This is a genomic window from Dietzia cinnamea NBRC 102147 (genome assembly GCF_001571065.1).
Taxonomy (GTDB): Bacteria; Actinomycetota; Actinomycetes; order Mycobacteriales; family Mycobacteriaceae; genus Dietzia; species Dietzia cinnamea.
The window spans coordinates 38,288-57,625 of the sequence record NZ_BCSW01000019.1; the positions used below are offsets into that span (position 1 = coordinate 38,288).

General features: G+C 72.8%; 16 protein-coding genes. 6 read left to right on the plus strand and 10 right to left on the minus strand.

Annotated features, from left to right (window positions below):
* Nucleotides 1-325: 325 nt before the first annotated feature.
* Nucleotides 326-1,960: an HNH endonuclease signature motif containing protein gene (locus DCI01S_RS08880; RefSeq protein WP_082767710.1), complete on the plus strand. Its 1,635-nt coding sequence runs from the start codon at nucleotides 326-328 to the stop codon at nucleotides 1,958-1,960.
* Between the two features lie 11 nt (nucleotides 1,961-1,971).
* On the opposite strand, the gene DCI01S_RS08885 is transcribed toward DCI01S_RS08880, so the two are convergent.
* From DCI01S_RS08885 to DCI01S_RS08920, 8 genes are all read right to left on the minus strand, one after another.
* Nucleotides 1,972-3,525 carry a SidA/IucD/PvdA family monooxygenase gene (locus DCI01S_RS08885; protein WP_082767711.1) on the minus strand — a complete coding sequence of 518 codons (1,554 nt, stop codon included), beginning with the start codon at nucleotides 3,523-3,525 and terminating at the stop codon, nucleotides 1,972-1,974.
* A 173-nt stretch (nucleotides 3,526-3,698) separates the two neighbouring features.
* Nucleotides 3,699-4,493: an alpha/beta fold hydrolase gene (locus DCI01S_RS08890; protein ID WP_061228881.1), complete on the minus strand. Its 795-nt coding sequence runs from the start codon at nucleotides 4,491-4,493 to the stop codon at nucleotides 3,699-3,701.
* A complete protein-coding gene (locus DCI01S_RS08895) occupies nucleotides 4,493-5,557 on the minus strand; it encodes an isopenicillin N synthase family dioxygenase (protein WP_061228882.1) in 1,065 nt (354 codons plus the stop codon). Before DCI01S_RS08895 ends, DCI01S_RS08890 begins: the two co-directional genes overlap by 1 nt.
* 154 nt (nucleotides 5,558-5,711) lie before the next feature.
* Complete coding sequence (alc, locus tag DCI01S_RS08900) at nucleotides 5,712-6,767, minus strand: allantoicase (RefSeq protein WP_061228883.1); 1,056 nt, start codon at nucleotides 6,765-6,767, stop codon at nucleotides 5,712-5,714.
* Nucleotides 6,764-8,149: an allantoinase AllB gene (allB, locus tag DCI01S_RS08905; protein ID WP_061228884.1), complete on the minus strand. Its 1,386-nt coding sequence runs from the start codon at nucleotides 8,147-8,149 to the stop codon at nucleotides 6,764-6,766. Before allB ends, alc begins: the two co-directional genes overlap by 4 nt.
* A complete protein-coding gene (locus DCI01S_RS08910; RefSeq protein ID WP_061228885.1) occupies nucleotides 8,146-9,513 on the minus strand; it encodes a DUF6986 family protein in 1,368 nt (455 codons plus the stop codon). Before DCI01S_RS08910 ends, allB begins: the two co-directional genes overlap by 4 nt.
* Nucleotides 9,510-10,256: an aspartate/glutamate racemase family protein gene (locus tag DCI01S_RS08915; RefSeq protein WP_061228900.1), complete on the minus strand. Its 747-nt coding sequence runs from the start codon at nucleotides 10,254-10,256 to the stop codon at nucleotides 9,510-9,512. Before DCI01S_RS08915 ends, DCI01S_RS08910 begins: the two co-directional genes overlap by 4 nt.
* Before the next feature lie 50 nt (nucleotides 10,257-10,306).
* Entirely contained in the window at nucleotides 10,307-11,053 is a 747-nt protein-coding gene (locus DCI01S_RS08920) for a GntR family transcriptional regulator (RefSeq protein WP_061228886.1), read from the minus strand.
* 205 nt (nucleotides 11,054-11,258) lie between these two features.
* Here DCI01S_RS08920 and DCI01S_RS08925 point away from each other — a divergent pair, with 205 nt between their 5' ends.
* Nucleotides 11,259-12,800 carry an NCS1 family nucleobase:cation symporter-1 gene (locus DCI01S_RS08925; RefSeq protein WP_082767713.1) on the plus strand — a complete coding sequence of 514 codons (1,542 nt, stop codon included), beginning with the start codon at nucleotides 11,259-11,261 and terminating at the stop codon, nucleotides 12,798-12,800.
* A gap of 65 nt (nucleotides 12,801-12,865) precedes the next feature.
* Here the strand turns inward: DCI01S_RS08925 and DCI01S_RS08930 are convergent, their stop codons facing one another.
* Both DCI01S_RS08930 and DCI01S_RS08935 read right to left on the minus strand, forming a co-directional pair.
* Nucleotides 12,866-14,005: an XdhC family protein gene (locus DCI01S_RS08930; protein WP_061228887.1), complete on the minus strand. Its 1,140-nt coding sequence runs from the start codon at nucleotides 14,003-14,005 to the stop codon at nucleotides 12,866-12,868.
* 47 nt (nucleotides 14,006-14,052) lie between these two features.
* Nucleotides 14,053-14,340, minus strand: a complete 288-nt coding sequence (locus tag DCI01S_RS08935) for an ArsR/SmtB family transcription factor (protein WP_061228888.1) — start codon at nucleotides 14,338-14,340, stop codon at nucleotides 14,053-14,055.
* A gap of 110 nt (nucleotides 14,341-14,450) precedes the next feature.
* Between DCI01S_RS08935 and DCI01S_RS08940 the strand changes: the two genes are divergently transcribed.
* The 4 genes from DCI01S_RS08940 to DCI01S_RS08955 form a co-directional block, all read left to right on the plus strand.
* Entirely contained in the window at nucleotides 14,451-16,121 is a 1,671-nt protein-coding gene (locus tag DCI01S_RS08940; protein ID WP_061228889.1) for an ABC transporter substrate-binding protein, read from the plus strand.
* On the plus strand, nucleotides 16,118-17,113 hold the full coding sequence (locus tag DCI01S_RS08945; protein ID WP_244881688.1) for an ABC transporter permease: 996 nt from the start codon (nucleotides 16,118-16,120) through the stop codon (nucleotides 17,111-17,113). Before DCI01S_RS08940 ends, DCI01S_RS08945 begins: the two co-directional genes overlap by 4 nt.
* Complete coding sequence (locus DCI01S_RS17560; protein WP_061228890.1) at nucleotides 17,106-18,671, plus strand: ATP-binding cassette domain-containing protein; 1,566 nt, start codon at nucleotides 17,106-17,108, stop codon at nucleotides 18,669-18,671. The genes DCI01S_RS08945 and DCI01S_RS17560 overlap by 8 nt, the downstream gene beginning before the upstream one ends.
* Nucleotides 18,668-19,338: ABC transporter ATP-binding protein (locus tag DCI01S_RS08955; protein WP_082767714.1), on the plus strand; the 671-nt coding region annotated here is incomplete at its 3' end. The genes DCI01S_RS17560 and DCI01S_RS08955, both read left to right, overlap by 4 nt.

Genomic DNA, 19,338 nt, shown 5'->3' on the forward strand with positions numbered 1-19,338 from the left:
GCCCTGCGGGGGCCGAGCAGGGCACCCCAGGTCAGAGCACCCAAGACCGTGCACCGCCCACGGCGCCACACCCTTCACCGAACCAGAAGCCGGACCCGGACCCGGACCCGGACCCACCACCCCTCCGAGACCGCCCGCACCACGCATGCCCTCTACCTGCGGTGCCCTGCGGAGGGTGCGCAGGGCACCCCAGGTCAGCGGGCGCCGCGGTGATCAGCGACGACGACGAGGCCGGGCATCTCCTCCGTAATGAGATGACACTCGCTCGCGTGTTCGATCCAGTCTCCCTGTCCGCAATGTCAGACCTAGAACATATGGTCGAACCATGACGAGCACCTCCAAGTCCGACGCCCATGATTCCGCCTCCCATGCGGCGATCGTCCCCGATGCCCCCGGCCCGTTCGTGCCGCCTAAGGGGTTCACCACAGCGACGGGTCCCGCCGTCGACGTGATCGTCCCGGAGGCCTACGCCCGGTGGGATCCACATCAACAGCGCGGATATCTCGCCCAACGCCTGATCAACGCGGCCGAAGGACGCACCGTCGCCTTCGCCTACGATTGCGTCCGGGTCGCGGGGCAGCGCGACCGCCACCGGGACCCGTGGGAGACCGCCGCCTCGATCGTCAGCGCCTCGATGGCGTTGTCCCGGCACGGCGCCTCGCGTCTGGTCACCACCGCGGTCGAGTTGACCGAGCGGCTCCCCCGTACCGCGGCCCTGCTCGCGACCGGATGGATCGGCATCCTCGCCGCCCACACGATCGCCGAGGAGACCGCGATGGTCTCCGATGAGCTCATGCCCGAACTCGACAGGCGGATCAGTGAGGCACTGGCTCCCACCAGGCGCCGCACACACCCGCCGAGACTCGGCCCGCTACGAAAGATGCTCACCAAGACCGTCTCGGCGTGCGACCCGGTCGGGGCCGACGCCAGGGCGAGGGAGGCGCGGCGGGACCAGGACGTCGAGATGGTGCCGCTGGCCGACGACAGGGCCCTCATCACAGCGCACCTCACCGCGGAGACCGCCGTGGAGATCGCCGACCGTATCGAGGCCCTCGCGCGCACCGCCTCCGAGGACGACCCGCGTTCTCTCGGTGAGTTGCGTGCCGCGGGCCTACTGGCGCTGAGTCGCGGGTGGGCCTGCCTGCCCGACGTCGACGGCGAACACCCCGGTGACCCGGACGGACAGGCGGCCGCTCGGCGGGTGACCATCTACGCCTACGACGACGGCAGTCCGGACAACCGTGGCCTCACGCTGGCCGGCTACGGGCCGATCACCGGTCACACCGCCGACCAGCTGGAGCGCAGCGCTCGTCGCCGGATCGACTCACTGGCAGATCTCGCGGACCCCGACTGCTACGCGGCCCGGCGGTACACGCCCTCCGAGGCGTTGGCACGCTTCTGCAAGGGCCGCGACGGCACCTGTGTCTTCCCCGGGTGCCACACGCCGGCCGAGAAGACCGACCTCGACCACATCATCCCGTTCGACCATGACAACCCGGAGTGCGGCGGGCACACCACGTCCGATGATCTCGGCTCCCTCTGCCGCTTCCACCACCGACTCAAGACGGAGGGAATCTGGGCTTACTACCGGGACATCGACGGAACCTACGTCTGGCTCCACGGCCCCAATCACCCGGAGGCCGATCCGGGAACGCGCATCACGACGGCCCCCGGTGGACCGCTGGCCGCGCTCGCCCCGCCGCGGCATCCGGAGTCCAGCCGACGGCAGCAGAACGCGGCCGAAGCCGGCAGGACCGGCAGCGGCTCACCGGCGTCGAGGAGGCGCCCCCACCTGCGTCACCGCCGCGCGGCGGAGCGCAGCAGACTGCGGGCCCAGGCGCACCATCGTCAACAGGAACCCCGGTCAGGGCGCCCGCCGCGCTCGGCTCCCCCGCAGGATGACCGGCCCCAGCAGGACCAGCCGCGGTCCTCGGCGTTCGATGATGAGCCGCCGTTCTGATGGCGGGGCCGTCAGTAGCGGGGTCTCGTCGGGTACCAGCCGTCGTCGGGGCGGTGCGGGCCGATCGACCGGACCTCGCGGAACTCGAAGCCCGCGAAGTCGTCCGCGAGGCGGTCCCAGTTCTCGCGAGTGATCGCGGTGGTGACCGCCCCCGCGATGCGACCGACACCTCCGTAGATGCCGGACAGCTGGTTTCCGGTGACGCCCATGGACGTGCGCGCGCCGGTCGAGAAGTGGTGCAGCCTGGTCACCCAGGGCGCGGAGCCCGGTCGGCGTTCGGTGAACTCGAAACCCGGTCCGAGGTAGGGGTTGCGTCCTGCCGGGTGGCCGGCGGCGAAGTCGTGCACGTCGGCCCACAGGGCGATGTCGTCGACGAACTCCGCGAGCTCCGGGCGCAGTCGCAGGTCGACCTCGTACCCGGTCGCGGCGATCACCACATCGGCGTGGAACCGGCCGGCGGGGGTGACGATGGCGAGCTCGGTCCCGCCCGCGCCGTCGTCGACCACCGCGACCGAGTCCCAGGCACAGCCTGTGCGCAGTGCGAAGTCGGGATGGGCGAAGCACCGCCACACCGTGTGCTGGGTCGGCGGCTGCGGCAAGCCCCCGCTGAGGAGGGTGAAGTCCCACTTCGCGCGATCGTCGAGGTCGTAGAAGCGTTCCTGCATGCCGGGGAACTCCATCCACCGCAGCGGGTTGGAGTCCGGGACGGTGTCCCGCCGCATGAACACCTCCGCTCGCGCGGCGCCGTGGTCGAGCGCGGTGGCGGCGTTGTCGAACCCGGAGGCTCCGCCGCCCAGGACGGCGACCCGCCGGCCGCGCAGGGCCTCGAAGTCGATCGGGTCCTCGGTGTGGAACCAGCGCTCGCGCGGCAGCGCGCGGACCATTTCCGGCACTCGCTGTCCGCCGCCGCCGCTGAGGCCGAGGGCGAACACGATCCGCCGGGCGGTCACGGTCTGGGTGGTGGCCCCGTCGGCGGCGGCCACCTCCACGACGAACGGGCCATCCGCCGTGGCGGGTCGGTGCACGGCGGTCACCCGCGTCTCGTGGCGGACCTCGATCCCCGCTGCCTCGCGATACCAGCGCAGGTAGTCGTTCCAGTCCAGGCGCGGAACGAGGTCGATCTCCTGCCACGCCTGCTCGCCGTAGACCGCCTCGAACCAGCGGCGAACGTGCAGCGACGGGACGTCGAACTCGATGCCGCGCATGTGTTTGGGGCTGCGCAGGGTGTGCATGCGTGCGTAGCGGTCCCAGCAGCCCACCCGGTCGGCGGGCCCGTCATCCACCACCAGGACCCGGTCGATCCGTTGACGTCCGAGGGCGAAGGCGGCGCCGAGTCCGGCCTGACCGCCTCCGATGACGAGCACATCGAGTTGCGCGCATCCGGGTTCGCGCGGGATCCAGTCGCGAGCATGGCTCGTGGTGGCGATGTCCTCGCGGACGCGCGCGGTCAGCGCGGCCAGCCTGGCGTCGGCGTCTGCGAGACGACGGGGGCTGCGGCCCGCGGTGGCCGGGCTGGTGTCGCCCGGAGTGGGCAGCGTGGGCGCGTCGGGCATCACGGAGGTCATGGACGTCTCCTGCGGCATCGGGACCCGGGTCCTGTGCCCGGGCGGACACCGCGCCGCTGCCTGACTGATGACTCGGCCGCCGGGGCGTCGGTCGCCCGGCGGCCGGGTCGGCTGGGCCGACCGCACCGCCGCGGTGTCGCCTCCGAGTCTGACATCAGCGCTTTTCCGCCGTGTTACGCCGACGTGAGGGCGATGTGGCGCGCCGGCCGATCCGCGTCGCCGGCGGCGACGTCCCGCGTGAAGCTCGCCAGCGCCGCGCACAGTGGGCCTGGTGCGGACAGCTGCGGGACGTGGCCCGTGTGGAGCGTGACCACCCGGGCACCAGGGGTGAGCTGCTGCATGCGTCGCTGCGCGATGATCGGCACGGTGCGATCCCCGGTGGCTTCGACGTACAACCGCGGCAGGGCGCCGAAGCGCGCAGGGGTCCAGGCGGCGGAGATCAGCCGGGCGCTCTCCCGCTGCGGACGCAACCGTCGCGCGGCAGCGATCGCCTCCCCCTCCAGGGCATCGTGGAAGAACACCGCCGCCGCGGCCTCGGGCGGGACCGAGGTCTCGCGACCATCGGCGCTCGACTCGAGCCACCGGGAGATCCCCACATCCGTGGGCAGGCCGATCCCGGCGCAGAGCTGCGCGAAGTCCACCCCCGAAGGCAGCATCATCCCGGCGACGAAGGCGACCCCGGCGACCCGGTCCGGAATCAGTTCGGCGACCCGGGTCACCACGACCCCGCCGCCGGAGTGCCCCACGAGAACGGCGGGTCGTTCGAGAAGCCGCACGAGTGCCGACACATGGTCGGCCAGGGTGTCGAGGTCGACCACCTCGTCGTCGTCGCCGCCAACGCCCGGTAGGTCGACCACATGGGGGCGGAGGCCGGCCGCACGGAGCGGACCGGTGACGGTGTCCCACACCCAGCCGCCGGCCCACGCGCCGTGGACCAACACCACGTCCGTCACGGTGTCGACCTCCATTACCGGGCCGACGCCGCCAGGACCCGGGCCGCCTCGCGAACCGCCGCGGTATTGGCCTTGCCGTGCCGGGACCCGGCGAGCTTGGCTGCGATGTGTTCGCGGACGGTGACGGGCTCGTAGGCGTCGCCGTCGGTGCCCACGAACTCGGGCAGGGTGGCCACCACGGCGTCGACGTTGCCGTCGTGAAAGAACGCGGCAGAGCGGCGGCGGACGATGCGGCCGTCGACGATCGGTGGCGCCACGCGGTGCAGGGTCGACATCCACCGGTCGTTGGTCAGCCGCGCGGTGAGGTCGCCGAGGTTGACCAGCAGGCCGTCCTCCACGGGCTGGACGTCGTGCCAGCCTCCGTCGGTGCCGAGGACCTGGAGACCGGCAACCCGGTCGGCCCACAGGACCGTGACCAGACCGAAGTCGGTGTGCTCGCCCATTCCCTTGAGTTCGCCGTCGAGCGAGACGGGCCCCTCGTCGAGGGCGTAGTTGACCATGCGGAGAACGTCGATCGAGTGGTCGGTGAGCTGCTCAAAGTACCCCGCGGGCTGGCCGAGGGCGTCGGCGAAGACGCGGGTGAGCGTGCGCGCGACACGGGAGGCCTCGGCGAAGTAGGCATCGACCCGCTCGCGGAAACCGGGCCGCCGGCCACCGGGGAGATCGGGCCACACGTTGATCCCGTAGTCGTCCTCCGACAGGTCCAGACCGATGAACGAGCGTGCCTCGACCCCCACGTTGAACGCCTCGAAGAAGTCGTTCATCCGCCCCGCGGACTCCACCCCGAGGCTCAAACTGAGCGACTCGCTCCTGGGCGGGCTGTACCCGCGGTTCGCATCGGCCACGCGGTAGGCCTTCTTGGCCTCGAGGGGCAGTGCGAAGAAGTCGTCGATCGCGCCGGCCAGACCGTCGATGACCGCGGGTGCCACGCCGTGTCCGACGATCTGCATGAACCCGACGGTCGAGCAGGCCTCGTCGATCTCGCGGGCGACCCGCGCGCGGTCGTCGGAGGACCCGCCGACGACGTAGGGAGACAGGTCCACCGTGGGGACGTGGAAACCGGGGTGATCAGTGGTCATGAGCTTCTCCTGTGGCGGAGTGGCCGGCCGAGGTGACGGGGGCCGGTGTGCCGGGCCGCGGCGCCCACCACGCGGGGTGGGGGCCGGTGCACGACCATGTCTACCGAGGGCGGGTTCCGTCGCCGTAACCCGCGTGTGACCACCGCATTAACGGTCAGCTCCGCGGGAGCCGGGCGGCCATCGCCTCGAGCGCGTCCGCCGTGAGCCGCCCGTGCACCCGGAGTCGCGCGATGCCGCCGTCGGGGAAGACGTCGATGCGGACGAACCGGACGGGGTCGGGGTCTGTGCCGGGAGTGTCGGGGCCGGCGGGGGCCCCGACGAGGAACCGGTGGCGGCAATCGGGCTGCAGCGGGGTGCGGGGCACCAACTCGACCCAGGTCTCGGGGCGGTCGAGGTCCTCGGCCCTGCGGATGCCGTGCAGGGACGCCGATCCGGGGGCGTTGCCGACGTAATAGGAGGTGTCGATCTCCACGTGATCGACCGTGCCCGGGCCGGCCAGGGCAATGGTGACGTGGTCGTTGCCGTCGTCGCGGCGGCGGGCGTTCTCCCAGCCCTCGCCCATGTGGCGGGAGCGGCCGGGGGCGATGATGTTGGCCGGTGACGAGTAGAACAGGTCGGAGCAGTCGACGATCCGCCCGCCGTTCTCCGCCGCCGCCAGGTCGACTGTGCCCGCCAGGAACCGGGGGTCCGGCGCGGGTTCGCCGTGCACCCGCAGCCTGGCGATGCCCCCGTCGGGGATCATCCGCAGCCGCACGTGGGTCACGGGCGTCTCGTCGGCCACCGCGTAGGCGTTGCGGGTGTCGCCCTGCGCGGGGGACGGCGGGACCAGCGGCCGCCACGATGCCGCGGCGAGCTGCTCGGCGTCCGGGTAGCCCTCGACCCACGCACCGTCGAGGGCGACCTGCGGCGGGTAGTTGCCGCGGAAGAAGGCGGTGTCCACCACGACGCCGCGGACCACGCCCGGCACCCCGAGCCGGATGATCGCCGCGTCCTCGCCCGGTGTTCGACGGCGACGGCTCTCCCAACCGTCGTAGACCTTGCCCTTGTGCCCGAACAGGGTCGGGTCGAAGACCGGCTCGCCGGGCAGGAGCAGATTCTCCTTCTCGGCGAAGAACTCGTCGTCGGCGTGGACGACCGCGCCCGCGAGGGTGCGGGAGGCCAGATCCGGCAGTGTGAGGAAGTCAGGCGTGGTGGACGGGGTCGCGGTCATGCGGGGGTCTCCATTCTGGACGAGGCCAGGGAAGGGATGGGGCGGAGCACCGGGTGGCCCGCAGCCGGGCGGTCCAGGTCCACGCGGTGGCCGGCGAGGTAGACCTCGCGCACCACACCGGCGAGGGCGCGTTCGGCGTAGGCGGTGACGGGGTTCTTGTGCTCCAGCCGCTCGGGCAGGACCACGAAGGCATCGTCGGGGGCCAGGACCACCAGGTCCGCGCGGGCGCCGGGACGGATAGCCCCCCGGTCGGGAAGGCCGACGAACGCGGCGGGCCCGGAGGCCATCCACCGCACCACGTCGGGCAGCCCCATCCCCCGGCGCCGGGCCTCGGACCACATGACCGGCAGGCCCAGTTGGACGGAGGCGATCCCACCCCAGGCCTCGCCGAAGTCGCCGGTGTCGAATCGCTTGAGCTCGGGCACGCACGGTGAGTGGTCGGAGACCACCAGATCGATGGTCCCGTCGCGCAGCCCCTCCCACAGTCCCTCGCGGTTGCCGGCCTCCCGGATCGGCGGGCAACACTTGTAGTGGGTGGCACCGGGTTGGATCTCCTCGGCGAAGAGCGACAGGTAGTGCGGGCACGTCTCCACGGTGATCGGCAACCCCTCGGCCTTGGCGGCGCGGATCAGCGGCAGTGCGTCGGCGGCGGACAGGTGCAGGATGTGCGCGCGGCACCCGGTGCGCCGGACGCCGTCGATCACCTGCGCCACCGCGCGGACCTCCGCCGTCACGGGCCGCGAGTCGAGAAACCCGGTGTATGCCGGCCCGGACGGCGCGGGCTGCGCGTCGATGGTCCCGGCGTCCTCGGCGTGGACGATCAACAGGCCGTCGAACGACGCGATCTCCGCCATGGCCGCGAGCATCTGCGCCGGGTCCAGCGGCGGGAACTCGTCGATCCCGGAGTGCAGCAGGAAGCACTTGAACCCGAACACGCCGCCGTCCCACAGTTCGCGCAGTCGGCCGCGGTTCTCCGGCACCGCGCCGCCCCAGAAGCCGGTGTCGACGTGCAGTTTGCCCACCGTGCTGGCGAGTTTGGCGTCGAGCGCGGCGGGGCTGGTGGTGACGGGACTGGAGTTGAGGGGCATGTCGAGCAGGGTCGTCACGCCGCCGCGGGCCGCGGCGCGGGTGGCGCTGGCGAAGCCCTCCCAGTCGGTGCGGCCGGGTTCGTTGACGTGCACGTGCGTGTCGACGAGGCCGGGCAGCAGGACCACGTCGCGTGCCAGGGTCACCGTGGGGGCGCCGGTGGGTGCCCGGTCGAGTGCGCCCGGGGCCACGTCGACGGTGGTGATGGTGCCGTCGGCGACGACGACGAGGGCCTCCCGCTCGGCACCGTCGACGATCGCCCTCTGGGCCCGGATCACCAGGTCGGGGTGGGTCATCTGCTCTCCTCGTGGTCGGTTCCCGGGTGTGTCAGCGCGGCCAGGTCGGCGCGATCGACGCCGGCGCGGGAGGTGATCTCCTCCGCGGTGACGGCCCCGCAGTCCAGTGCGCGGACGCAGAAGTCGGCCAGGGCGCGGGCGGTGGCGGGTTCGTCGAGGTATCCGGCGTCCGGGCCCGTGCCGAGGTAGGCGGCGATTCTCGCGCACGCGGCCGGCACCGAACGCCGGTAGAAGGCGTAGGTGGCCACGTACCGGGACACCAGCTGCGCGGGATGCAGGTCCCAGCCCTGGTAGAAGCCGCGGCGCAGTGACCGGTCGATCAGCCGCGCGTGCAGACGCCACCCCGCGCGCACCGCCTCCGCGTCGCCGACGGGCAGCCGGTTGGTGGAGCCGTCGGACAGCGCCACCCCGGTGCCGGCGGCCGCGACCTGCATGACGGCTTTGGCGTGGTCGGCGGCCGGGTGGTCCATGGCCTGGTACTCGGCGGCGATCCCGCAGGCGGCCGAGTAGTCGTAGGTGCCGTAGTGCACACCGATGCAGCGCCCGTCGGCGGCGTGGATCAGCCGGGCGACCAGTGCCGAACCGTCGGGGCCGCAGATCGACTGCGGGGTCTCGATCTGGATCTCGAACCGCAGGGCGCGCTCGGCCAGGCCGTACTCGGTCTCGAGTTCGCGGCACAGCGCGACCATCACGTGCACCTGCTCGACGGCGGTGACCTTGGGCAGGGTGGGCCGGAACCCGGCCAGCAGGGAGTCGCGGTCCGGCGCGGCGGCGAGACCCTCGACCACCCGGACGAAGGTCCGGATTCCCCGGCGCCGGGTGGTCGGGTCGAAGGAGCCGAAGCGCAGTCCCCAGAACGGCGGCAGGGCGTCGCCGGGCCGGGTCACCACCTCGGCGAGCACCCGGTCCACGTGCGCGTCCTCGTCGTGGTCGCGCAGCGCGGCGGGTACGCCGCGCTGTGTGAAGCCGTCCTCGAAGTCGATACGCAGGTCCTCGATCGGCTCCCGCTCGAGCTTGGCCCGGACCAGCGCGTGAATCGCGGGGGCGTCCGCCGGGGCCACCAGGTCGCCGCCGCCTGCATCACCGCCGCCTGCATCACCGCTGACCAGGGCTGCCCTGAACACCCTCTGCAGGGCAGCGGGGTCCGGCAGGTGTTCGTCGAACGCGGCGAGGGCGACCGCGCCCACTTCTCTGACAATGCCGGCGTGCACCCGGTCCGCGGGCAGGTACAGGGTGTGGACGGGCTGCCGGGCGGTCGGCAGGCCGGGAAAGCGGTCGGCCAACTCGGCGTCGGCGGCGGCGAGGCGAGCGTCGGCGGCATCGCAGAGGCGAGCCTGCAGCACGACACGGTCGGGCGCGGTCATGCGCCTGCACCGCCGATGGTGGCCGGGGCTCCCGATGGGAAGGTGACGGGCTTGGGCAGGGGCCGTGCGTAGGTGCGCACGCGGGAGGTGGTCAGACCCAGGCGAACCAGGGACTCGGCGTGCGTAACCGCGGCGGCGACGCCGTCGACGACCGGAACGGACAGCTCGGCGGCGATGCGCTCGGACAGGCCCGCCATACCTCCGCAGCCCAGGCAGATCACCTCGGCTCGGTCGACCTCGACCAACAGTCGGGCCTGCTCGACGATCTGGTCCAGGCTCGACCCGGGATCCGACTCGAGTTCCAGGACGGGCACGTCGGCGGCGCGGATGCCCGCGCAGCGGGCGGTGAGGCCGGCGGTGAGAAGCCGGTCGCGGATCAGGGGCACGGTGCGGTCGAGGGTGGTGACCACTCCGTAGCTGTGGCCGAGCAGCATGGCGGTCATGGCCGAGGCCTCGGTGATGTCGACCACCGGGACCCGGCAGACCTCCTGCAGGGCCTCGCGGCCGTGGTCACCGAAGCCAGCCAGGATCACCGCGTCGTAGGGATCGGTGTGGCGGGCCACGCGCTGGCACACGGCGACCGCGGCCAGGTGACTCTCGTAGTTGCCCTCGACCGAGGCGGGGCCGAAGTCCGGGGTGAGAGGCACGATTTCGGTCCCCGGTGAGGCCGCGGCACGGGCGGCCTGGGCGATCTCAGCCGTCATTGCCTCGGATGTGTTGACGTTGACCACGAGCAGTCTCACCGCGATCTCCTCCGGGGTGGTGGGCGCGGGGGCTCGAGCCGACATGGCGGTCATCGGCCCGCGAAGTGTGGGTGGGCGGGCAGCGCAGCCATCGCTCGCCGGCGCTCGCGCTCGATGTGCACCACCGCGCAGGACCCGGCGAGCTCGGTGTTGCCAGTGGCGATTGCCTCCACCAGCAGAACGTGTTCCTCGTGGCGGCTCGTGCGGTCGCGATGCTGGCTGACGCTGTTGAGCCGGTCGGTGCGGTCCGCGAGTGGCGCAATAACCTGCTCGAGCAGCGGGTTCCCGGCCAGCGCCACGATCTGGGCGTGCAGCTGACCATTACAGCACATGAAGTGCTCGTGGGCGTCCGCCGCCGCCCGGGCGTCGGGGCCGGTGACCCTGGAGTCAGTGGCATGTGGGTCAGTGGCACGAAGTGCGTCGCGCGCCTCGGCCAGCAAGTCAAGCAGTGGCGCAGGATCGGCGCCCTCGGCCACGCGGGCGGCGGCGAGCCTGGCCACGGTCGCCTCGATGGGGGCGCGCAGTTCGAAGAGCTCGTCGAGGTCGTCGAACGACACGTGCGTCACCACGGCGGGACGACGCGGCTCGATGCGGACGAACCCGCCGGCCTCGAGCCGGGGCAGTGCCTCGCGGATCGGGACCCGGGAGACCTGCAGGCGCTCGGCCAACTCCCGCTCGCGCAGCGGGGCGCCCGCCTGGAACCGCGCCTCGATGATGTCGGTCCTCAGTCTGCGATACACGCGGTCGACGAGATTGACCTCGGACGACGCCTCATCCGGCACCGCGGTCGTGTTCACCGGATTAACACGCTGGTTACCGGCCGCTGACGTTTCGGTCATCGCGCACCCTCACTCTCGGTCATGGCACAGGTATACCAGCCCACTGTTTCAGAAATGTGACGCCACAATAAGGCCAGCTCGAGTGGGCGAAATCGACCCACCGGTATACCGCCAGCACATCGAGGGCACCCGCCCAGACCGAGCCAGAACCCCGGAGGAATCCATGACGATCGCCCCTGATAGCCCACCGGTCGCGGGCGGATCTGCACCACCCGCGCCATTCGGCACCTACGACCCGCTTCTGGTCAACGAGGAATTGGCGCCGCTCAAACAGCAGCGCTGGAAGGCGTACAATATCTTCGCGTTCTGGATGTCGGACGTGCACTCGGTGGGCGGCTATGTCACGGCCACGTCACTGTTCGCCATGGGCCTGGCCTCGTGGCAGGTGTTCCTGGCGATCATCGTCGCGATCCTCATCGTGAACCTGGCCGTCAACCTGGTGGCCAAGCCCAGTCAGGTCACCAGTGTTCCGTTCCCGGTGATCTGTCGGGCCGCGTTCGGCATCAAGGGGGCCAACATCCCCGCCCTCATCCGCGGGATCATCGCGGTGGCCTGGTACGGCATCCAGACGTTCCTCGCCTCTCAGGTGCTGGTCATGCTAATCCTCAAGCTGTGGCCGTCGATGGCCCCCTACGCCGACGAGGCCCAGTACTCCTTCCTGGGCCTGCACCCTGTGGGTTACCTGGCGTTCTTCATCATGTGGGGTCTGCAGATCCTGGTGTTCTGGCGCGGCATGGGGGCCATCCGCAAGTTCATCGACGTGGCCGGACCCGCGGTGTACGTGGTGATGTTCGCGCTGGCCGGGTATTTAGTGTTCCGGGCCGGCGGTTTCGGGGCGCTGGACTTCTCGCTGGGCAGCGAGCCGCTCACCGGCCGCCAGGCGGTGTTCGCCTTCTTCGCCGCGATCGCGATCATGGTGTCCTACTTCTCCGGCCCCAGCCTGAATTTCGGTGACATCTCGCGGTACGGCGAGTCCTACCGGGCCGTCAAGGTGGGCAATTTCCTGGGTCTGCCGGTCAACATTCTGTTCTTCTCGGCCCTGGTGGTGGTGACCGCCGCGGCGACCCTGCCGGTCTACGGTCAGATCATCACCGACCCGGTCGAGACGATCGAGGCCATCGACAGCACCACCGCGGTGGTCGTGGGCGCGCTGACCGTGATCATCGCGACCATCGGCATCAACATCGTGGCCAACTTCATCGCGCCTGCCTTCGACTTCTCGCAGGTTGCGCCCACCAAGATCAGCTGGCGCACCGGCGGCATGATCGCCGCCGTAGGCTCCCTGCTGCTGACGCCGTGGAACCTCTATGACTCGGCCGACGTCATCAAGTACACGCTCGGCATCCTGGCCTGCTTCATCGGTCCGTTGTTCGGCGTCCTCATCACCTTCTACTACTACGCCGCCAAGCAGCGGGTGAAGGTCGACGACCTCTACTCCTCCGCGCCCACCGGGAAGTATTGGTACACCCGGGGTTTCAACACCAACGCTGTGGCCGCCACCGTGATCGGCGCGGCCGTGGGCATGTGCTTCGTGCTGATACCGGCGCTGGGCGGTCTCGGCGACTTCTCGTGGTTCGTCTCCTGCGGCGTGGGCGCCCTGGCGTTCTACCTGCTCGAGCGCACCCGGCCGCAGACGGCGCCGCTGCCGACCGACGCCGAACTGGAACCCTCGGTCCGGGTCGATGGAGGTGTCGCCCAGGGGTGACATCAGCCAGCAGTACCTCACGCCGGCGCCCCCGCGGAATCCACACCTCTCGCGGGGGCGCCGTCTCACCGGTGGATCGCGGCATCCATCCCCACCAGCGGTGCCCCGGTCCCGCCCCGGCGATGGGCGACGAGCTCGGCCGCGATCGACAGCGCGGTCTCCGCGGCAGTTCGCGCGCCCAGGTCCAGCCCGATCGGCGAGTGCACGCGCTGCAGCCCCGCCTCGGGGACCCCCTCCGCGCGCAGGTCGGTCATCCGCTGGGTGTGGGTGCGTCGGCTGCCCATCGCGCCGATGTACCCGGCGCGGGTCCGCAGCGCCTCGACCAGCAGCGGGATGTCGAACCTGGGATCGTGGGTGAGGACGCAGATCGCGGTGGAGGCGTCGACGCGGGTCCCGGCGAGGTACTGGTGCGGCCACCGCCGCACCACCTCGGCGGCCGCCGGGAAGCGCTCGGCGGCGGCGAACACCGGTCGGGCATCGCACACCGTCACCCGGTACCCGAGCTGCGCACCCATCGGTACGAGGGCCTCGGCGAACGCGGTCGCGCCGAACACCAGCAACCGCGGCGGGTCGAGCCGGTGCAGGAAGACGCGGGCCGGCAGGGCGGCGCCGTCTGCAGCGCTGTCGGCGGCAGGGTCGGCGGCAGGGGCGGCGAAGACGACGCCGGTTCCGCGCCCCTCGGCGATCGCCGCGGCCACCGGCCCGCCGGCCCAGGGCGGGGCCTCGTCGTCGTCGACCCCTGTGCCGCCGTCTCCCCCCGCCACCATCCACTGCCCGGTGCACGGGCCGTCCAGAACGGTGGCCGCGACCACGGCGTGGCCCTCGCGCGCGGCGGTGAGCAGTCGGTCAACGGGGTGCGCGGGGCCCGGCGGTGGCGCGGGGGCGAGGGGTTCGACGAACACCTCGAGCGATCCGCCGCAGGTCGGGCCCACGTCGAGGAGGTGGTCGGGGAGTTCGTCGCCGTCGGGGCCGAAGCGCGCGAGGGCGGGGTGGCCGTCGGCGAAGACCTGCTCGCACAGGGTGTACACCGCCGCGTCCACGCAACCGCCGGAGACGCCGCCGACCACCTCGCCGGTCGCGGAGACCGCCATCGCGGTGCCCGGGGCCAGCGGCGCCGACCCGCCCGTCGCGACGACCCGGGCCAGCGCACACGCGACGCCGGCGGCGCGCCAGCGGGCCAGGGTCTCGGCGACGGGGATGTCCATGCGCTCAGGATGGCGAGGTCACATTGCCGAGGTGTTACCGCCGGGATTCAGTCGTGGCGCGCGCCCATGAGGTGCAGGATCCGGTGCACGGTGTCGTCGACGAGGGTGTAGCGCACGATGCGGCCGTCGGCGTCGTCGCGCGTCGCGCTGACCCAGCCCTGGTCGCGCAGGATCCGCAGCGCCTGGGACGCCGCGTTGCGGGTGATGCCGACGGCGTCGGCCAGGTCGGAGACCGTCGCGACGCCCGGCCCGGCGTGGTGCATGTGCGCCAGGAGACCGAGGCGGGTGGGGTCGGCGAGCAGGTCGAAGCGCGCGGCCCAGTCGTTCACGTCCATCCGTTCACGTCCATCGGTTCCTCCGTAACAGCCGCGACACATTCCGCCTCTACGCTCGGGCGCACTAGGTGTCCGACCGGACACGTATCTCCCGTGGGTAGGGGACGCACTTGAGACCGTTCTACGCCGTGGCCAGCGTGGGCCTCGCAGTGGCCCTGGCCGCGTCGGGATGCGCGATGCCGTCCGCCGCTGGTGACGGCGGCGACGGCGGCGGGAGCGTCGGCGGCCGGGTCGTGCTGGCCGACTCGGCGCCGATGGACGAGTTCAACCCGGTCGCCGGCTACGGCTCCACCGGCGTCTCGCCGCTGTACGAGGGACTCCTGCGCCCAGCGGCCGCGGACGACCAGACGCTCCCCGACCTCGTGCCCGCGCTGGCCGCGACCGAACCGGAGGTCAGCGATGACGGGCTCACGTGGACCGTGCGGTTACGCGAGGGCGTGCGGTTCCACGACGGCACCACGCTGGACTCCGGGGACGTCGCCGCCACGTACCGCGCAGTGGTCGATCCGACGTCGGGCTCGCCGATCGCGTCGGACTACACGTCGATCGCCCGGATCGGGACACCGGACACGCTCACCGTGGAATTCGGGCTCGATGCCCCGGACCCGGGGATGCCCGCACGCCTGCTGCTCGGCATCGCCCCGTCCGAGCTGCTCGCGCCGGGGCCGGCCGCGGAATCGACGCTCAACACCGCGCCCGTCGGCACGGGGCCGTACCGGCTGGAGCGCCTCTCCCCCGGCGAGGCCGTGCTCGTGGGCAATCCCGACCACCGCGACGGCGGGCCGGACGTCGACACCCTCGTCCTGCGGTCGGTGCCCGACGAGAACGCCCGCGCCCAGATGGTGCTCACCGGCGAGGTCGACGGCACCGTCCTGCCGCCCGCCCTCGCCGCGGGGCTGGCCGGCCGCGACGGGCACGAGCTGCTGTCGGTGGGCAGCGCCGACTGGCGGGCCGTGGCCCTGCCCACCGCGCACCCGTTCACCGGCGACCCGGCGGTCCGGCGCGCGCTGACGCTGGCCGTCGACCGCGAGGCGCTGGTCGAGCATGTCCTGGCCGGGCACGGTGAGCCCGCCACCTCGCCGATCACCGACGCCTACCCGGAGCACGAGCCGGACGACGCGCGACCCCACGCGGACCCTGCCGTGCGCCGGGCCGACGCGCGGGGCCAGCTCGCCGAGGCCGGGTGGCGGCCCGGTCCCGACGGGGTGCTGGTCCGCGGGGACGGGGCGGGCGGGGTAGACGGGGCCGGCGGGGCAGTCGGGGCCAGGGCCGAGTTCGTGCTGGCCTACCCCGTCGCCGACTCGCTGCGCCGCGAGCTCGCCTCGGCGGTGGCCGACCAACTGCGCGAGGTGGGCGTGGCCGTAGACCTGTGGGGCGGGACGTGGGACCAGATCGAGGCCCGCGCCGGGGAGGTGGCGGTCCTGCTCGGCGGCGGCGACAACCCGTACACCGTCGACACCCAGGCCCACCGAACCCTGCACTCGCCGACCCCACAGTCCGGGCCGCTGGACAACCCCGGCGACTACGGCGACGACGGCGTCGACCGCGCCCTCGACGCCGCCCGCCGCGCCGCCGACCCGGCCGAACGGACCCGCCTCTACCGGCAGGCCCAGCGGGCGTACCTCCAGAACCCCGGGCACCTGTTCCTCGTGACTCTCGACCACACCTATCTCGTCCGCGACACCGGCCACACCGGGCCCGCCCCGATCCTCGAGCCGCACTCCCACGGCGCGACCTGGGGACCGTGGTGGGCGATCGCGCACTGGACGGCCCGCCCGTGATCCGACGACTGCGTGAACGGCGGGCCGACCTCGCCCGCGTCACGGTCCGCCGGGCGCTCGCCGCGCCGATCGTCGTGCTCGCCGTGACGCTGGCGGCGTTCGTCATGGCCGACGCGTCACCGCTCGACCCGCTGGCCGCCCACCTCGGCGACGGGTACGAACGCCTCACCGAGGCCGAGCGCTCGGCCGCCGCCGTCGCCCTCGGCGTCGATCGGCCCTGGTGGCAGGCCTGGGCGCAGTGGATCGCGGGACTGGCGACCGGCGACGCCGGCTACTCCCCCACCTACCGCCAACCGGTGCTCGACGTGCTCACCGAGCGACTTCAGTGGACCGTGGGACTGTCTGCGGTGGGGCTGGGGATCGCCCTCGTCGTCGTCGTCCTCTCCGGCCTCATCGCGGCAGCGCGCCCCCACGGCGCGGTCGACCGGGCGCTCGCCGGGGCGGCGGTCACGCTGAGTTCGATCCCGACGTTCGCGCTGGCCCTGGGCTCGGTGGCGGTGTTCTCGGTGGCGCTGGGGTGGCTGCCCGTCTCCGGCGCGGCCCCGCCCGGCCAGGCGGCCACGGTGGGCGGCGTAGTGCGCTACGGCATGCTGCCCGCGCTCGTGCTGGCCGCCGGGCAGGTGCCGTGGATGCTGCTCGCGTTCCGGCGGGCGGTGCTCGACGCGGAGGCGTCGCCGGCCGTCGCCGAGGCGCGGGCCCGTGGACTGGGCGAATGGACCGTTCTGAGCAGGCACGTCGCACCCGTCGCGTGGGCGCCGCTTATCGCGCTGCTCGGCTCGCGGGTGCCCGAAGTGATGGTCGGATCGCTGGTCGTGGAGACCGTCTTCGCGTGGCCCGGGGTGGCGGCCGCGACCGTCGACGCCGCGCTCGGGGCCGACTTCGCGCTGCTCGCCGCGGTGACGGTCGCCGCGTCGCTCACCGTCCTGGTCGGCACGTGGCTCGCCGACTGTCTGCTGATGGTCGCCGACCCGAGGGTGCGGATCGATGCGTGATCGGGCGGTGGGGCGGGTGACTGGCCTGCGGGCGGCGGGCGGGGTGATGCTCGTGGCCGTGGTGGCGTTCGCGCTGCTGTGGCCCGTGATCGCGCCCGCCGATATGGCGTCGTCGGGCTACCTGTCTGCCGACCTGCCGCCGACGTGGGCGCACCCGATGGGCACCGACGGGCTGGGGCACGACCTGTCCGTCCGGGTGGCCCAGGGGCTGCGGGTGTCGCTCGCGGTCGCCGCGGGCGCAGCGGTGCTCGCCGGGGTGCTCGGCGTGGCGGTGGGAGCAGGGGCAGCGGCGTGCGGTGGCCGGGTCGACGCGGCACTCATGCGGTGCACCGACGCGATCGCCGCCGTGCCACACCTGCTCGCCACCGTCGTGGTGGTGGCGTTGTTCCGGGGCTCACACGCCGCCATCGTCACGGCCCTGGCGCTGACCCACTGGCCGGCCGTCGCGCGGGTCGTCCGGGCGGAGGCGCAGAAGGTCATGGCGTCGCGGTACGTCGCCGCCTCCCGTGTCGCCGGGGCGTCCCCGCTGCAGCTCGCGCGGTGGCACGTCCTGCCGGCTGTGGTGGGGCAGGCCGGACTCGCGATGGTGCTCATGGTGCCGCACGCCGTGTGGCACGAGTCGACGCTCTCGTTCCTCGGCATCGGGATGCCGCCCGAACGGCCGAGCCTCGGCACCCTCGTCGCGCTGTCCCAGTCCGGCCTCCTGCTCGGCCGGTGGTGGCCGCTGGCCTTCCCCACCGCCGCGCTCATCGCCGTGACCGTGGCGGTGGCGCTGCTGGGGCCCGGGACGCCGGGGCGCGGGTGGGTGCGGCACGGGGCCCCCGTGGGTGACCACAACCCCGGCGACCACCACCGCGACGACGACGACGAGGTGGGCTCCAGCCGGGCGAGCCTGACGGTGGACGATCTCGTGGTGGCGCACCGGGGCCCGGGCTCGGTGCGGGCGGTCGACGGGGCATCCCTGCGGATCGAGACGGGCCGGGTCGTGGCGATCATCGGGCCGTCGGGCGCCGGCAAGTCCAGCCTGCTCGACGCCTGCGCCGGGATGACCCCTGCGAGCGCGATCACCGCAGGCCGGGTGCACCTGGGCCCCGGCGCGTCGACCGGGCACGTCCCCCAGTCCGCCGCGGCCGCGTTCACCCCGACCCGGCACCTGCGGGGGCAGCTCGAGGAAGGACTCGCCGTTGGGCGCCGGGGCCGTGGCGCCCGCGGTGGCCCCGGCGTCGACGCCCTCTGCCGGCTCGCGGGGGTCGATCCCGCCCTGGCTGACCGCTACCCGCACCAACTCTCCGGCGGGCAGCTGCGACGGATGGCGATCGCGGCAGCGCTGAGCGCCGGGCCCACGGTGCTGCTCGCCGACGAACCCACCACCGGCCTGGACGCCGACCTGGCCCGGGCCGTCCTGACGACGCTGCGCCGACTGGCCGACGACGCCGAGCTCGCAGTGCTGCTCGTGACCCACGACCACGCCGCGCTCGCGGAGAGTGGCGTCGCCGATGAGGTCCTCGAGATGCATGGCGGGCGGCTCCGGTCGGTCGCGGAGCTGGTGTCGCCATGACGCTGTCCGCACGCGGGGTCGCCTTCCGGCACGCCGGGGCCGACGGATTCACGTTGCCCCCGACCGATCTGACCGTGCGCGGGGGCCGGATCACCGCGCTCGTGGGCCCCTCCGGAAGTGGGAAGACCACCCTCGCGCACCTGCTCGCCGGGCTGCTGTCGCCCACCGCCGGGGAGGTGACGGTGACCGATGAGCCCATGACGCCGACCGACGGCCCGGGTGTGCGGGAGGTGCGGCGCCGGCGCGGCCGACTGCCCGGGCACACGGCGCTGCTGGATCAGGACCCGATGGCGTCGGCGGACCCCCGGATGACTCTCCGCCGGATGATCGCGCTCCCCGGACGGCTGCGCGGGAGCCCGGTGGACGTGGACGCGCTCGCCCGGGAGGTCGGACTGGACCCCGGCCTACTCGACCGACGGCCCGAACAGGTCTCCGGCGGACAACTCCACCGCGCCTGCCTCGCCCGGGCGCTGGCCCAGCGGCCGCGTTACCTGATCGCCGACGAGGCCACCGCGCATCTGGACCCCGAGAGCACGAACGCGATCGCGGGCGTCCTGCGGGCCCGCGCCGACGGGGGGCTCGGCGTCCTCGCGATCACCCATGATCAGCGGCTCGCCGCCGACTGGGCTGACGTCGTCCACACGATGGGCGGCGCCGCCGGAACTAG

Excerpts from the sequence above, each read along its gene's own strand:
- DCI01S_RS08895 (WP_061228882.1), bottom strand. The coding sequence starts at position 5,557 with ATGACCACTGATCACCCCGGTTTCCACGTCCCCACGGTGGACCTGTCT.
- DCI01S_RS08930 (WP_061228887.1), bottom strand. The coding sequence starts at position 14,005 with ATGGACATCCCCGTCGCCGAGACCCTGGCCCGCTGGCGCGCCGCCGGC.
- DCI01S_RS08890 (WP_061228881.1), bottom strand. The coding sequence starts at position 4,493 with ATGGAGGTCGACACCGTGACGGACGTGGTGTTGGTCCACGGCGCGTGG.
- DCI01S_RS08885 (WP_082767711.1), bottom strand. The coding sequence starts at position 3,525 with ATGACCTCCGTGATGCCCGACGCGCCCACGCTGCCCACTCCGGGCGAC.
- DCI01S_RS08935 (WP_061228888.1), bottom strand. The coding sequence starts at position 14,340 with ATGGACGTGAACGACTGGGCCGCGCGCTTCGACCTGCTCGCCGACCCC.
- alc (WP_061228883.1), bottom strand. The coding sequence starts at position 6,767 with ATGACCGCGACCCCGTCCACCACGCCTGACTTCCTCACACTGCCGGAT.
- DCI01S_RS08880 (WP_082767710.1), top strand. The coding sequence starts at position 326 with ATGACGAGCACCTCCAAGTCCGACGCCCATGATTCCGCCTCCCATGCG.
- allB (WP_061228884.1), bottom strand. The coding sequence starts at position 8,149 with ATGACCCACCCCGACCTGGTGATCCGGGCCCAGAGGGCGATCGTCGAC.
- DCI01S_RS08910 (WP_061228885.1), bottom strand. The coding sequence starts at position 9,513 with ATGACCGCGCCCGACCGTGTCGTGCTGCAGGCTCGCCTCTGCGATGCC.
- DCI01S_RS08925 (WP_082767713.1), top strand. The coding sequence starts at position 11,259 with ATGACGATCGCCCCTGATAGCCCACCGGTCGCGGGCGGATCTGCACCA.
- DCI01S_RS17560 (WP_061228890.1), top strand. The coding sequence starts at position 17,106 with ATGCGTGATCGGGCGGTGGGGCGGGTGACTGGCCTGCGGGCGGCGGGC.